13 protein-coding genes are annotated in these 15,434 nt (G+C 46.2%); 8 read left to right on the top strand and 5 right to left on the bottom strand.

Annotated features, from left to right (window positions below):
* Window positions 1-768: 768 nt before the first annotated feature.
* Genes R7P80_RS28190 through hemC form a run of 4 tightly spaced genes read right to left on the bottom strand, consistent with a single transcriptional unit; the run spans window position 769 to window position 4,848 of the window.
* Window positions 769-1,950 (bottom strand): heme biosynthesis protein HemY, encoded by a 1,182-nt coding sequence (locus tag R7P80_RS28190; RefSeq protein WP_053350814.1) that lies wholly within the window; start codon window positions 1,948-1,950, stop codon window positions 769-771.
* Window positions 1,950-3,161: a uroporphyrinogen-III C-methyltransferase gene (locus R7P80_RS28185; protein ID WP_005378751.1), complete on the bottom strand. Its 1,212-nt coding sequence runs from the start codon at window positions 3,159-3,161 to the stop codon at window positions 1,950-1,952. The genes R7P80_RS28190 and R7P80_RS28185 overlap by 1 nt, the downstream gene beginning before the upstream one ends.
* A 17-nt stretch (window positions 3,162-3,178) precedes the next feature.
* Window positions 3,179-3,907 carry a uroporphyrinogen-III synthase gene (locus R7P80_RS28180; protein ID WP_186584590.1) on the bottom strand — a complete coding sequence of 243 codons (729 nt, stop codon included), beginning with the start codon at window positions 3,905-3,907 and terminating at the stop codon, window positions 3,179-3,181.
* Between the two features lie 2 nt (window positions 3,908-3,909).
* Complete coding sequence (hemC, locus tag R7P80_RS28175; RefSeq protein WP_225492177.1) at window positions 3,910-4,848, bottom strand: hydroxymethylbilane synthase; 939 nt, start codon at window positions 4,846-4,848, stop codon at window positions 3,910-3,912.
* 346 nt (window positions 4,849-5,194) lie between these two features.
* Between hemC and R7P80_RS28170 the strand changes: the two genes are divergently transcribed.
* Entirely contained in the window at window positions 5,195-7,723 is a 2,529-nt protein-coding gene (locus R7P80_RS28170) for a class I adenylate cyclase (protein ID WP_053350817.1), read from the top strand.
* A 69-nt stretch (window positions 7,724-7,792) separates the two neighbouring features.
* Here the strand turns inward: R7P80_RS28170 and cyaY are convergent, their stop codons facing one another.
* Window positions 7,793-8,107, bottom strand: coding sequence for an iron donor protein CyaY (gene cyaY / locus R7P80_RS28165; protein WP_005378747.1), 315 nt, complete (start codon window positions 8,105-8,107; stop codon window positions 7,793-7,795).
* A gap of 74 nt (window positions 8,108-8,181) precedes the next feature.
* Here cyaY and lptM point away from each other — a divergent pair, with 74 nt between their 5' ends.
* The 7 genes from lptM to R7P80_RS28130 all read left to right on the top strand — a co-directional run bounded on the left by lptM (window position 8,182) and on the right by R7P80_RS28130 (window position 15,427).
* Window positions 8,182-8,298 (top strand): LPS translocon maturation chaperone LptM, encoded by a 117-nt coding sequence (gene lptM / locus R7P80_RS29435; protein WP_005378746.1) that lies wholly within the window; start codon window positions 8,182-8,184, stop codon window positions 8,296-8,298.
* A 61-nt stretch (window positions 8,299-8,359) separates the two neighbouring features.
* Window positions 8,360-9,613 carry a diaminopimelate decarboxylase gene (lysA, locus tag R7P80_RS28155; RefSeq protein WP_005378745.1) on the top strand — a complete coding sequence of 418 codons (1,254 nt, stop codon included), beginning with the start codon at window positions 8,360-8,362 and terminating at the stop codon, window positions 9,611-9,613.
* A gap of 10 nt (window positions 9,614-9,623) precedes the next feature.
* Window positions 9,624-10,454, top strand: a complete 831-nt coding sequence (gene dapF, locus R7P80_RS28150; protein ID WP_005378744.1) for a diaminopimelate epimerase — start codon at window positions 9,624-9,626, stop codon at window positions 10,452-10,454.
* Window positions 10,448-11,179 carry a DUF484 family protein gene (locus tag R7P80_RS28145; protein ID WP_005378743.1) on the top strand — a complete coding sequence of 244 codons (732 nt, stop codon included), beginning with the start codon at window positions 10,448-10,450 and terminating at the stop codon, window positions 11,177-11,179. The genes dapF and R7P80_RS28145 overlap by 7 nt, the downstream gene beginning before the upstream one ends.
* Entirely contained in the window at window positions 11,145-12,077 is a 933-nt protein-coding gene (gene xerC / locus R7P80_RS28140; RefSeq protein ID WP_005378742.1) for a tyrosine recombinase XerC, read from the top strand. Before R7P80_RS28145 ends, xerC begins: the two co-directional genes overlap by 35 nt.
* Before the next feature lie 8 nt (window positions 12,078-12,085).
* Window positions 12,086-12,802 (top strand): 5-amino-6-(5-phospho-D-ribitylamino)uracil phosphatase YigB, encoded by a 717-nt coding sequence (gene yigB / locus R7P80_RS28135; protein ID WP_005378741.1) that lies wholly within the window; start codon window positions 12,086-12,088, stop codon window positions 12,800-12,802.
* Between the two features lie 138 nt (window positions 12,803-12,940).
* A complete protein-coding gene (locus tag R7P80_RS28130; protein WP_005383644.1) occupies window positions 12,941-15,427 on the top strand; it encodes an EAL domain-containing protein in 2,487 nt (828 codons plus the stop codon).
* Window positions 15,428-15,434 lie beyond the last annotated feature (7 nt).

Raw genomic sequence — 15,434 nt, 5'->3', positions numbered from 1 at the left:
GGTTGAAAGCACCGGTCTTGAAAACCGGCATACGTTAATAGCGTATCTAGGGTTCAAATCCCTATCTCTCCGCCACTATTAAGAAGCCTCGCTAGAAATAGCGAGGCTTTTTTCATTTCCGTACATCTTTATTACTCTATCTGTGCTTGCCAAAAATCAATTCCATATGCGATCTACTTTTCGACAAAGTAATATTGGTATCGGTATCGGTATCGGTATCGGTATTGGTTGTGATGTTTTGATTTTTGCTAAGAAGTGCAGTTGCCTCTAAAGCTGTTCATCCTCATCACTGCATGCTGTCCCGATAAGGTTGTTGGAGATGCTTTGTTAAGGTGTTGAACCATCTATTGCCTTATCGTTCTCTTAAAGCACTACCATTGCTTCTCTAGCCCCTTTTACTGGATAGACCGAACAAATAAGCATACTCAAATAGCCACTGTTTCACTGATGTATCTTTTTGTTTTGCTCAGTCTAGCGATGCGTGTGCTCTATTGCCTAAATCTAGCTACGTCTTAAAACCATACATCAACAGGCTAAAGTTACGTATTCCTGTATCTTTTAAAATTGTTTTGGATTCTGCTGGAATGACAGGATCAGAGTAGTCAAAAGAGAAGAGTGAAAGTGAAACGATAGTGAGTTGCTAGGAAGTTGGAAATTACTTGGGAACCAATGAATTTGATAAACATATTGATGTAAGGACTAAAGGGTTAATAGCAGGCAATAAAAAAGCCGACAGGTAAGCTGTCGGCTTAGTTAGGTCATCTTAAGTTAGTCATTCTGGACGAGCGTGAGAGCTTTACGAGAGACTTCGTGAGCAGCTTTGGTTAGATTTTGCTTCTCTAGTGTGTCTGCTAGGAATGCATAGTCAGAGACGTCAGAGCGAAGCTTTAAGGCGATCTCAAAGTGATCCTGGGCTTCTTGCCACTTCTCTTGACGGAAATAGAAGTGTGCTAATGCGCTATGGGCAGCGGCGTTATCCGGTTCTTTCTTCACTACTCCCTCTAAGAAGACCACGACAGGGTGGGTATCTGGCAGATTTAGATCTGGCAGTAGTTGATAAAGCTCTGGGGCAGGTTGTTTTTTTAATGCTTCTTTTAGCAGGGTAAAGGCTTCTGCATCAGCTTTTCGTGTGATGAGTTCTCGAGCAAAACAGGCAACGAGGTGTGTGTCTTGTTTCACTTTACGTGAGAGACTATTCCAATGAGAGATAAGCCCTTCGCTACCTTGTTGTTGCGCTACTTCATGGAGTAAGCCGCACTGCGCCTTTTGAATCAGCTCTGCATGTTCTTCTTCCGTGATGAGTTTTGCTTTGGTTAGTTGTGGCAAGAGGTCAATAAGAGGTTGCCACAACTTTAGCTGCATGTACGTTGTTTTCAGCAAGTTCAATACAATAGAGTTACTCGCATACTGACTTTTTAACGATTGCAAGGTATCGAAAGCGGACTCGAACTCGTTGTCGCGGATAAATTGTTTCGCTCGAGTCAGTTCTACTGCGAGATGGGCGTTCTCTTGTTGGCTCGCTAGCTCTAGATAGTGATCTCGTTTTGCTTTATCACCTTGGCCTTGTGCGGCTTCAGACGCAACCAAGTAGCAAAGCAGCGGCATATCGTGATGATTTGCCCAGCGAGTTACTTTCTTCTCAGCACCTTTCCAGTCACCTTCTAGCAGTTTAATAATGCCTTCATTGGTGTATCGGCGGGAATGGCGCATTTTGCGAACACTGAAGTAGTTCCATGTTGTAGAACTAGCATAAACTAACTTCTTAATCAGGTACTCAAGCAGAAAAAGACCTGCGAGTGCAGCGATAACGAAAACCACTAATGTCGTTACGCTCATCTCGATCGTTTTCTCGGCAATGGAGATGAGTACATAGCCTTGCTGACCAGAAAACTGGGTGCCAACAAATAGTCCTGCGCCTAGTACAACAAATAGGAAAATAAGACGAAACATTACTTATCCTCCATGCCTGTCATCGTTGTGACTTCACGACGTAGGCGTTCACGGATGACATCTGATAGTTGAGACTGACTTTGCAGTTTTGTTGGGTATTCCACTTGAATATTTTGCTGACTTAGCAGGTTAACCGTTTTGTTGAACTCTTTAACGGAATTATCGTCTTGGTTGAAGAAAGCTAATGCCCATTTGTCGGCTGTTTTTAGAGATGTGGTGTAAATTTCACCTTGTTCTTGGTACACCGCTTTTATTGCCGTTTCCAATTTGGCTTTGATGTTTTCTTTCAGGTAAAAGTGTTGCTCAGGAGAAAGCAGTGGAATGACGTTACCATCGCGCGTGCGGAAGGTAATGAAGTTTTCCGAAAAGTCCTTCAAAGAGGTCATTAAGTTATCTTGCCAGTTTGCGATATCTTCAGACACTTCAGTGTTTTCTACGGCTTCAGCTTCAGGTAGCAGTGCATTGGCGAGAGGGAGCTTGTCTACTTGCTGTTGCAGGGCAGTTAAGCGTAATACCAATCCATCACGGTCAATTAGCGGGATAGTGCGAAGTTTGGTGATATCGTTTGCCATTGCTTTACGTAGTTTGACGAGACTAGGGTCATTCAGCGCTGCAATGCGTTGGTCTGCACTTTCCATCAGTTGAGTCGCGCTTTCTACATCGTGCTCTAAGAACAATTTACGGCCGGCTAATTTGACGAGGTAATCGGCTTCCGCCAATAGCCAGTCGTTTGGTCGACGACCTTTCACATCGGCAACGGCGAGCTGTAAGCTTTCAATGCTCTTCTGTTGCTGTCCAAGTACCACTTCCGCTTTGTGTGTCACGGTTGTTGCTTTCTCGATGGTTTCTTCTTGTACCCGGCTGAGCTCTTGCTTCATGGAAGCTTGAGTGCTTTCTAGCTGACTTTTTAGTTGGGCGATCTGCGCTTGGTAATCGGCTTGCTGTTGATGCAGCTTGTACGCGAGGCCACCGCCAAAAATAATCGATAAGATGATAGCGACCGTGCCTAGTTTGACACCGCGTTTACCTTGTTTTTCTTCAAACTCGACTTTGGTTGGCTCTGCTGTTTTTGGGGGCTCGGCCGCTTGTGGTTGCTCTTTTTTAAGGTCCGCATCCTGCTGCGATGTGGTTTTTTCGACTAGCGGTGCCGATGAGGTTTCTTCGGAAAGGTTTTTATCGTTATTTTTTTGGTCGTTATTTTTACTTGTCATGCCTATATCCTGTGTAGCTAGGGCTGGAGAGCCGCCAGTAATTCTTGGTTGGATGCGCTTCCCGTGCATCTCACGCGAGTGAACCCCCTTTGAATTGCGATGTCAGCGATACGCTGACTGGGGATATACAACTCTTGTTGATTAAGCCAAGTCAATTGCTCCGAGGTCAATTGGCTGCACAAATAATCCAGTTGTTCACCACTGGTGACAATAATCTGGTTAATTTGTAGGTTTTTCCATAGTGAGATACAGCTTACTGGATCGAATGGGATGAATTCTCTCTTGTAAGTCTCACTATAGTGAACTTTTGCGCCACGCCTCACCAATGCATCTTTGATCAGCTCTCTTCCGCCGTTACCACGAAGGATAAGAACTTGTTGTTGTGCCACATTGTTGAGCTCTGGCAGTCGCAATAAATGTTCACTATCACTGACTTGGGGATAGTGTACTTTCTGTTGGGTACATTTGCTTAAATAGTGTGCTGTTTTTTGACCAACGGCAAGGTAAATGGCTTGTTTCGGCCATGATGTCTCGTTGCTGGCTATGATTTGCTGTGCACATTGCACGGCATGTCGACTAACAGCGATAACAATTTGAGCTTGATGCAGGTGTTTAGAGAGGTGCGTGTCCGTGAGATCGGCGACAATGTCGATCAGAGGATGGTGATATGCGGAAATGCCGTGCCTTTCGAGCAGAGAGCAAAGCGCGCTGCCTTGCTCTCCCGGCCGAGTGACCAACACTGCCATGATTATTCGTGATCTGCGTACAGCTTAGTTAGGATTTCACGAGCGCCGTTATCTAACAGCTCATTGGCTAGCTGCACTCCTAATCCTTCGCCGTCTTTACGATGGCCACGAATTTCACCACGCACAATTTCGCTGCCATCTGGTTCGCCAACTAATGCGCGTAGCCAAATGTTGTCGCCGTCTAGCAGGGCATAGCTGCCGATCGGTACCTGACAGCCGCCTTCTAGCGTAAGGTTCATTGCGCGCTCACACAAAACGCGGTCTACGGTGTCTTGGTGGTTAAGTGGCTCAAGCAGCTTAAGCAGTCTTTCATCGTCAAGGCGGCACTCAATACCGACAGCACCTTGGCCTACCGCTGGTAGTGATTGCTCTGGTTCGATAAAGCTACGAATGCGCTCTTCAAGCTTCAATCGTTTAAGGCCTGCCGCAGCAAGAATGATTGCATCATACTCACCCGCATCTAACTTACCAAGGCGAGTGCCCACATTACCGCGAAGCTCTTTGATGATGATGTCCGGACGATATTCTTTCAGTTGGCATTGACGACGCAAACTGCAAGTACCAACCACGGCACCTTGAGGGAGCTCATCAATGTGGCTATAGGTATTAGAGACGAAGGCATCACGAGGATCTTCACGCTCACAAATGGTCACGAGGCCAAGGCCTTCTGGGAAATCGACGGGCACGTCTTTCATTGAGTGAACGGCGAGGTCTGCACGTCCTTCTAGCATCGCGACTTCAAGCTCTTTTACGAACAAGCCTTTGCCGCCAACTTTTGCTAGTGGTGTATCTAAAATCACGTCACCTTTGGTCACCATGGTTACTAACTCGACTTCCAAGCCTGGGTGAGCGGCTTGAAGGGCGTCTTTAACAAAGTAAGCTTGCCATAAAGCAAGAGGGCTTTTTCGAGTTGCAATGCGAATCGGTGTGGATTGTGTCATGATCTTCTCAATGCTGTTTGGATTTGGGTTTATCCTACCATTCTCATCAAGAAATGCTTACTGTTAGTTCGTTATCTCTGAAGGCTATGAATGGAATTACATGATGTTATGAAAATAGTGTGACTGGATTCTCAATTAGACTAAGGACTATTATTAGTAATAGGTAATAAGAGCGACACTACCGCGCGATTAATTTTGTGACTAAAGTATGGTTTTGTATCCAGAGTGATACGCGGGCGTGAAGCTTTACCCGCACCAATAAAAGTGTTAAATTGATCACGTTTTTAAGCCATTTTGGTTTAAAACGTCAGCAGATTTTCGTGATTGTTCAACCAAGGAATTCCCCTTGCAGGCTTACACCCAAAAAATCATCCAGCGACTAGATAATTTGAATCAGCAGCGAGTTGATCGCGCGCTGGCGCTTATGGATTCGCAAAGCCAGCAAGTCTTCCATTTGATTCCTGCCTTGTTGAACTACAACCATCCTGTAATTCCTGGCTATTATGATGCCGATGTCCCGTTTGGTGTACATGGGCTTGAACTAAATAGCATTCAGCAACAATTCATAGATGATATTCAACTTGCCATTGGTCAGCCGCTCAAGACGGTAGAAAAGCCCGCTATATTGGGTTTGTACACCATGGGCAGTACCTCCTCGATTGGTCAAAGTACTTCCAGTGATTTGGATATTTGGGTGTGTATCTCACCAGAGATGGATTGTGACGAACGCGAGTTATTGACCAATAAATGCCTACTCATCACGGATTGGGCACAAAGCAAAGGCGTGGAAGCGAACTTTTTCTTAATGGATAAAGAGCGCTTTAGAAGCAATCATTCTGAGGAGATGACAGGTGATAACTGTGGTTCATCTCAGCACTTACTTTTGCTAGATGAATTCTATCGTAGTGCGGTGCGTATCGCCGGACAGCGTTTGTTATGGCAAATCGTGCCGCCAGAAATGGAAGAGTGTTACGACGAGTACGTTTCTCAACTTTGCAGTGATGGTTACATCGACTGTAGTGAATGGATCGACTTTGGTAAATTGAACTGCATTCCTGCTGAAGAATACTTCGGATCGAACTTGTGGCAGTTATACAAAAGCATCGACTCTCCCTACAAATCGGTATTAAAAGCCATCTTGCTAGAAGCTTACTCGTGGGAATACCCGCATACTCAATTGTTAAGCATTGACACTAAACGTCGTTTCTTTGCCCATGAGCCAGATCTCTATGGCATGGATGCGTACTACTTAATGTTGGAAAAAGTAACCCGTTACTTAGAGCGAATTCAAGACGATACACGTTTGGATTTAGTGCGTCGCTGTTTCTATCTCAAAACCCATGAAAAACTATCTCGTGAGCCGAATGTTGGCTCAGTAGCTTGGCGTCGTGAAGCGCTGAGCGATATGATTGCAAAATGGAATTGGGATGCCAGTGTCGTTGCAGAGCTCGATGACCGCCGTAATTGGAAGGTTGAACAAGTAAAGGTGGTACATCATGCATTGCTGGATGCGTTGATGCAAAGCTACCGTAACTTGATTCAATTTGCGCGTCGTAACGACATCACTTCTGCTATCAGTCCGCAAGACATCAGTATTTTGGCCCGTAAACTCTACGCTGCTTTTGAAGTATTGCCGGGCAAAGTAACGTTACTAAACCCACAGATTTCACCTGATCTGCACGAGCCTGACTTGAGCTTTATCGAAGTGAAAAAAGGGGGGGTAAACAAGTCTGGTTGGTACCTCTATAAACAACCGCTTATTGCGCACCGCATTTTGGGGCAACCATATCTAGAGCATCATGAATACTTGAGTAAGTTGGTTGCTTGGGCATTCTTCAATGGCTTGATCACTGAATCGACTCGTTTACATGCCGTGGTACGTGAAGCGCAGCTAGATATTGATAAGTTTTACCAAATGGTGAGTGACTTACGAAATACTTTTGCGTTGCGTAAGCGTCGTCCATCTATGCAGGCGCTAGCGAGTCCTTGTGAAATAAGCCAGCTTGCGATGTTCATCAACTTCGAAAATGATCCGACGTCTGAACTTTCTGGTCGTTCGTTGAAAGTGGATGTTAAGAACACCGATATTTTTAGCTTTGGTCCAGAACATAAAAATTTAGTCGGCAGTGTTGACCTTGTTTACCGTAACTCTTGGCATGAAGTGCGTACGCTGCATTTCAAAGGGGAAACGGCGATGCTGGATGCACTGAAAACCATTTTGGGCAAAATGCACCAAGATGCGTTGCCACCAGAATCAGTGGATGTGTTCTGCTATGCGAAGAACATGCGTGGTGTGATGCGTAATATGGTTTACCAGCTTTTAGCTGAATGTATCGACTTACGCTTGAAACCAGTAGAGCAAGAGAAACGCCGCCGCTTTAAAGCGATGCGTCTTGGTAACCAGACTTATGGGTTGTTCTTTGAACGTCGTGGTGTGTCGGTGCAGAAGCTAGAAAATTCCATCGATTTCTACCGCAGCATTTCTACTAACAAACTCAAAGGCTCGCCGCTGTTAATGCTCGATCGTGAGCAAGAATATCAAATGCCGGAAGCGGTGGATGGGTTTGCCAGTGAAGGTCTGGTGCAGTTCTTCTTTGAAGATAACGAAGATGGCTTCAATATTTATGTGTTGGATGAGTCAAATCAAGTAGAAGTGTATCACCAATTTAGTGGCTCCAAAGATGAAATGATTTCGTCTGTAAACAGTTTCTACACGTCGGTAAAAGACGATAGTCGCGTCGCGTCGAAGTTTATTAATTTTAACCTGCCTCAGTACTATCAAATTATTCACCCTGAAGAGGGGAATGCGTATATCATTCCTTACCGTAATGACGGTTGTTCACCGAGTCGCCCGACCAAAACTGTGAACGCGTAATTAAACCCGTATCAATAAACAAAAAGAGCACTTCGGTGCTCTTTTTGTTTTGGTGACGATTGACCAGAATTATGCCCAATCAATGGCTTCGCCTGCGTGCTTTTCACACTCTTTCTTCACCATTTCAAATAGCTCCATACCCGTTTTTGAGCAGGTCCATTTACCTTCAATAAGCTTGAAGTGGAAACCACCAGATTTGGACGCTAGCCAGATCTCATGCATCGGCTCTTGGCGATTAATGATGATTTGGCTGCGGTCTTCAAATTCCAATGTCATTACGTTGCCAGTGACTTCGTAATCAATGTCTGCGCCTGAATCATCGATGGATTCTTCGATGATTTGCATCTGCGCATCCACCAGTTGATGAAATTCAGTATCGTTCATCCGTCTATCCTATTGCTTTTCCTGAGTGTGGTGCGATTATAGGGGGCATTGATTCAATAATCACGATATGCGAAATGAAAAAATTAGTTACTGTGTTGTTTGTGATGGTTGCCGCGACCTTAGCGGGGTGTGGTCAGTCTGGCTCACTATACATTCCAGATGACACTCAACAGAATGAGCAATCACAATAAATAACCGCACCTTAGGGTGAAATTAGGGTTCAGCAGTCGAATAAAATAAGGGAAGCGAATTTTGGATTACTTCAACTATCAGGATGATGGCCAGCTTTGGGCCGAAGACGTCCCACTTCAAGCTCTTGCAGAGCAATATGGCACTCCTCTTTATGTATATTCTCGAGCCACGCTAGAGCGCCATTGGAAGGCGTTTGATAGTGCTGTGGGTCAGCATCCTCACCTGGTTTGCTACGCGGTGAAAGCCAACTCAAACTTAGGCGTATTGAACACGCTAGCGCGTTTGGGATCGGGTTTTGACATCGTGTCGGGTGGTGAACTTGAGCGTGTGATTGCCGCAGGCGGTGATCCGAAAAAAGTCGTTTTCTCTGGTGTTGGTAAAACACCGGCAGAGATGAAGCGCGCTCTTGAGCTAGGTATCAAATGTTTCAACGTTGAATCTGAGCCAGAGCTAGAACGTTTGAACAAGGTTGCGGGTGAGCTTGGTGTGATTGCGCCAATTTCTCTGCGTATCAATCCAGATGTCGACGCGAAAACACACCCTTACATTTCGACTGGTCTTCGCGACAATAAATTCGGCATTGCGTTTGATCGTGCGCCAGATGTTTATAAATTCGCGCAAAGCCTGCCGAACTTGAATGTGCAAGGTATCGACTGCCACATTGGTTCTCAGCTGACCAATATAGACCCATTTATCGACGCGACAGACCGTTTATTAGCCCTGATTGATGATTTAAAAGCGCAAGGCATTAACATTCGTCACCTTGACGTCGGCGGTGGTTTGGGTGTGGTCTATCGTGATGAATTACCACCTCAGCCTTCTGATTACGCCAAAGCGTTACTAGGCCGTCTTGAAAATCACCAAGACTTGGAGCTGATCTTTGAGCCAGGCCGTGCAATTGCTGCGAACGCAGGTATATTGCTAACGCGTGTTGAGTTTTTAAAACATACTGAGCATAAAAACTTTGCGATTATCGACGCTGCAATGAACGACTTGATGCGTCCTGCGCTATACCAAGCATGGCAAGATATTGTGCCAGTTTCACCGCGAAAGGGTGAAGCTCAGACTTACGACTTGGTTGGTCCTATTTGTGAAACCGGCGACTTCTTGGGTAAAGATCGCGCACTCGTTTTGCAAGAAGGTGATCTACTCGCGGTTCGTTCAGCAGGTGCCTATGGTTTTGTGATGTCTTCGAACTACAATACTCGTACCCGAGCAGCAGAAGTGATGGTGGACGGTAAACAAAGCCACTTAGTTCGCCAGCGTGAGGAGCTGACCAGTTTGTGGCAGCTGGAACAGATTCTACCGGAGTAACACACAACAAATGCATTTCCACTTTTCCAAAATGCACGGTTTGGGCAACGACTTTATGGTCGTCGACTGTATTACCCAGAACGTGTTTTTCTCGCAAGACCTGATCCGCCGCTTGGCGGATCGTCATACTGGCGTTGGTTTTGACCAATTGCTTGTGGTAGAGGCCCCTTACGACCCTGAAACCGACTTCCATTATCGGATTTTTAATGCCGATGGTAGTGAAGTTGAACAGTGTGGTAACGGTGCACGCTGTTTTGCCCGCTTTGTTCGCTTGAAGGGGCTGACCAATAAATACAGCATCAGCGTGAGCACCAAGAAAGGAAAGATGATTCTCAACATCGAAGATGATGGGGAAGTGACGGTCAACATGGGCGTGCCAGAGTTTGAACCGAACAAAATTCCTTTCAAAGCGAAGCAAAAAGAGAAAACTTACATCATGCGAGCAGGCGACAATACCTTGTTTTGTGGTGCTGTGAGCATGGGTAACCCGCACGTAGTGACCGTGGTCGACGATGTGGATACGGCAGAAGTGGAAACTCTCGGTCCGCTGCTTGAGTCGCATGAGCGTTTCCCAGAGCGCGTCAACGCTGGCTTTATGCAGGTGATGAGTCGTGACCATATTCGTCTCCGAGTTTACGAGCGAGGCGCAGGAGAAACACAAGCTTGTGGTAGTGGTGCATGCGCGGCAGTCGCGGTTGGGATTCTGCAGGGCTTGTTGGATGAAAACGTTAAGGTTTCTCTACCTGGTGGTGAATTGCGAATTGCATGGCAAGGTCCTGGCAAGCCGTTGTTTATGACCGGACCTACAACGCATGTATTTGATGGTCAATTGTCTTGCTAGTTGAAGAAAAAGGAAACGGTTTGTCTCAAGTAGAAGCAGATGCCTTAACGGCTGAAGTAGTGGCCGAGTACCTCAAAGATCATCCAGACTTTTTTGTGCAACGTCCGGAGCTTGTGGATCGCTTATCTTTCCCACACTCAGACTTAGGCGCGGTATCTTTGGTGCACATCCAAATGAATCGCCAACGTCAGCGCATTGAAGAGTTAGAGGAAGAGATCACTACACTAATGTCGCTTGCGGCGAACAATGATCGCACCTTTTACGAATTTATGGATTTGCAGGGGCAGATTCTAAAGTGTGGTGACTTTAAACAAGTCATTCATTCTATCGAAGCGAAAGCCAAGGCGCTGGGCTTACGTGCGTTTGTTCGATTGTTTAGTCAATGCGACGCATCGATTCAATTGAGTAAGGAAAGTTATCAACGCTTTGCGACCACTCACTTAAATGGCAAAGATGCGTACTTAGGACGTCTTCGCAAAGTAGATCGTGAAGCTTTGTTTGGCAACATGGAAGTGCCGGAAATGGGGTCCTATGTGGTACTGCCGCTCGTGAAACAGCAAACACTGGGCGTGCTTGCTTTTTCTAGTGAAGATGGCGGCCATTTTCAGCCAGATATGGATACCTTGTTTTTGCGTCACCTATCATTAGTAGTGGCACATCTCGCTCAAACACTGGTATGGCAAAGTTACGATGACGACAACTCCCAACACTCCTCTGCCAAATAGTCTGCAAAAGCCTCTTGAGCGCTTCTATGAATTCTTACGAAGCGAAAAGGGGCTTAGCCTACATACTCAGCGCAATTACAAACAGCAGCTAGAAACAATGGCGCAGCACTTAGCTGAAATGGGACTCAAAGATTGGTCTCAAGTGGATGCTGGTTGGGTGCGCCAATTAGCAGGTAAGGGCATGCGAGAAGGCATGAAAGCCAGCAGTTTGGCAACGCGACTCTCATCGCTGCGTAGCTTTTTCGATTTCCTTATTCTGCGTGGCGAGATGTCGGCTAACCCAGCCAAAGGGGTTTCAGCACCTCGCAAAAAACGCCCGTTGCCCAAAAACCTCGATGTTGACGAAGTGAGCCAATTACTTGAAGTCAACGAGGACGACCCGTTGGCTGTGCGCGATCGTGCCATGATGGAGCTGATGTACGGCGCCGGTTTACGTTTGGCTGAGTTGGTGGGTGTGGATGTACGTGATGTACAACTGCGTAGTGGTGAGCTTCGTGTTATTGGTAAAGGCGATAAAGAACGTAAAGTGCCGTTCTCTGGGATGGCAACCGAGTGGGTCGGGAAGTGGTTACGCGTTCGTGGTGATTTAGCCGCTCCAGGTGAGCCCGCCTTGTTTGTATCTAAGCTCGGAACGCGTATTTCGCATCGTAGCGTGCAAAAGCGCATGGCTGAATGGGGGCAGAAACAGTCTGTCGCAAGCCATATTAGTCCGCATAAATTGCGTCACTCATTTGCGACACATATGCTCGAATCAAGCAATAACTTACGTGCGGTGCAGGAGCTTTTAGGGCACGAGAACATTTCGACGACCCAAATCTACACGCACTTGGATTTCCAACATTTGGCGCAAGCCTACGACCAAGCCCACCCACGCGCACGCAAAAAGAACGGGGAGTGAGCCGAAGTATGAAATTTTATCGCCGTATCGAGCCTATTAAGGCAATGACCTTTGACCTAGATGATACCCTCTATGACAACTATCCTGTGATCGTTCGCATGGAGCGTGAGTTGCTATCTTGGCTCAAGCACCATCATCCAGCGGTTGCTCATATGAACAAAGCGGATTGGTTTGCTCTCAAACAGCGAGTTGTGCAGCAACAACCCGAGCTGAAGAGCGATGTCACTTTATGGCGTTTAGTGCAACTTCAGCAAGCCTTCTCCCAAGTAGGCTACGACGAAGACGCAGCACATGCCGCCGCGAAAGCCGCAGTAGACGTTGCGTTGGACTGGCGTAGCCGTTTTGAAGTGCCGCAGCAAAGCCTCGATGTACTGGAGGAACTCGCGCAGCACATCCCGTTGGTGGCAATCACCAACGGTAATGTGGATTTAGACCGCATCGGTCTTACGCCTTATTTCCAACAGGTACTTAAAGCAGGACCAGATGGATTGGCGAAACCCGCAACCGATATGTTTACTAAAGCGAAGCGATTCTTGGATATTCCTGCGGAGAATATTCTGCATGTCGGTGATCACCTAACCACGGATGTGCATGGTGCAAAGTTGGCTGGTTTTGCAGCCTGTTGGTTTAATGATATGAATAAAAATGTCATTAACCATTCAAAAACACGTACTTTACCTGATATTGAAATCAATAGTTTGCAGCCGTTACTCACACTTTTTTAATTGCTTTCGCATTAATCCATTCTAATCTCATTTTGTGTCTAGAAAAGCAGCGCAAAGCCACGTAAATTATTCTCTATTAAATAAAAATAGTAACGCCACACGTCGTGGTGAAGATAGTGTTACGGCAGTGGTAGGTCCATGCGAGCTTTTTCAAAACTGGTTCACGATGTCAGTCAACTGAATGACTTTTTAGTCACTTTTCCGACTTCCTCAGATAAACAATATTTAGTACAAATATTGTCGACGCAATCGCGCGAAATTACGACCACACTTGCAGACGCCGTTTTGTCGTCGCTGCCGAATGCTCATGTTATGGGGCATAGTACGCGTAATGTAATTCTGGAAGGGGAGATATTTACCTCTGGTTGCCTAGTGAGTGTGATTGAATTTGAGCAAACCACGCTGACTTCTGCGGTACAAACATACTCTTACTCCCCTGACATTGATGGCGGGGAGCTCAAGCGCTCTCTTCTAATGCAGCATAATTCACAGGTGATCCTCAGCTTTGCTGTGCAAATTGAACGACGTGACTATCCCTTGTTTCAAACCTTCGCCAGTGAAGAAGTAGTGATTTCTGGAGGGTTGGCGCAGAGTATTGACGATGGCTGCTGGGTGCTATATCAAAACCGAGTTTACGATAACGCTGTGGTTGCCGTAGCTTTGCACAGTGATACTTTGAAGCTATGGACTGATGCGTATTCGGAGTGGAACCCGATTGGCATGCCACACAAAGTCACTCATGCAAAAGGAACGCGCTTGTATTGTTTAGGTGAGAAGAAAGCGCTGGACGTATACAAGCGTTACTTGGCGGATGGCCATGACGTGACGCTGAGTCAACTGCTCAGCTTTCCTTTGTATCGAGAAAGCTTAGGGCGAAAGGAAGTTTGTACGGTAACGGAGCTACACGCTGATGGCAGTATGAGCTTCGACAGGCCCTGGTGTCTTGGTGACGAAGTGCAATTTTGCTATAACCATCCCTCGTTAACGCTCGAGCAAGTGCGGCATGGTGTGGTTGAGTTAGCCATGCACCAACCTGAAGTCGTGATGATTTTTAACTGCGCGTCACGGTTAGACTTTATTGACAGCAGCGACGAAGTCCAAGCATTCAAAGATATTGCGACGACGTTTGGTAGTTACTGTATGGGGGAGCTGCATGGTGGTATTGGTCAGCCCGAAATTCTTCATCACAGCCTGACGTATTTAGCGATGCGAGAGGGAGACGAAGTGCAAACATTGAACTTGCCTAAGTCGCCCGTTAGCTCCTCTATTTCACCGCTGTTTAGCTTGATTCGAAATGCGATCGGCGATCTCAACCATATGAACGCGCATATGGGATATCAACTCGATCGCCAAACGCGCAAGTTACAAGAAAGCTATCGACGCGACAGTCGCACGGGATTACAAAACCGGGTCGCATTGCAAGAGCGGCTGAGTAACATCGATTTGGATGAGCATTTGTTGACTCTAAAGCTACTTAACTTTAGTCATATCAACGAAAAATACGGCTACCGAGTGGGAGATCAATTACTCAAAGATCTCTCAATGCACTTTACGAATCGACTACGAAAGCGTTTCGGCATGCCAACGGCTTTGCAGCTTTATAGTATTGGGGTTGGTGAATGGGCGTTCATATTTAAAGCTGATCAAAGCAGCGAGACCATCAAACAGCACTTTACGCGTTTTGCTGACGCGGTAGAACAAACTAATTTTGAGCCAATTGGCCTACGTGAAATAGATTATCTTTCTATCTCGCTATGCGGCGGCTTAGTGAGTCGTCGAGATTTTCCATCCGCTTCAGTAGATGAGCTCTTACTCAAAGGCATCGAAGCGAGGCGCTCCGGTGTACGCAGTAATACCCATATCTGTAATGCGAAAGATATTGAAGTCAGTGAGGATGTGCGTAAAGAGCAACTTGGATGGCTAAGTTGCGTCAGTAGAGCCATTCTCAAACAGAATATCATCACTTATAGCCAACCTATTGTGCATGCGGGTAGCCACAAATTGGCAAGCCAAGAATGTTTGGTTCGTATTCTGGAAGCCGATGGAACGGTGATTGCGCCAGGGCGTTTTCTGCCAATTATCTCTGATACGCATCTTTACACTCGACTAAGTCGGCACATGATTCATTCTACGTTGCATTATATGCGAGATAAGCAAGGTGACTTTTCTATAAACTTATCGCCGCAAGATTTGCTCAGTGATAAAACTTTAATGCTTTTAGAGCATGAAATTAGCCAGCTAAATGACCCAAGGCGAATTGGTTTAGAAGTGCTGGAATCTGAGCAGATCAAAGACTACGGCCGAATGATAGAAGTGTGCAGTCATTTTAGAAGCTTAGGGGCGCGTATCATTGTTGATGACTTTGGGTCCGGCTATTCGAATATCGATGAAATCCTGAAGTTGGAGCCAGAAGTCATAAAGCTCGATGGCAGCTTGATTCGTGATATTGATAAAGACTTAAAACAGCGCAAGATCGCTTCCCAGTTGGTGCGTTTGTGCCAGGTGTTTAACGCGGAGACGGTGGCGGAGTTTGTCCACAATCAGGAGGTGTGTACCATTGCACAAGACATGGGGGTGGATTATTTGCAGGGTTACTATCTTGGCGAGCCGACTCGACTGTTTTAATGATGTT

It is taken from the genome of Vibrio sp. 2092 (assembly GCF_033339635.1).
Taxonomy (GTDB): Bacteria; Pseudomonadota; Gammaproteobacteria; order Enterobacterales; family Vibrionaceae; genus Vibrio; species Vibrio alginolyticus.
This window is presented reverse-complemented; position numbering and strand designations above follow the sequence as displayed.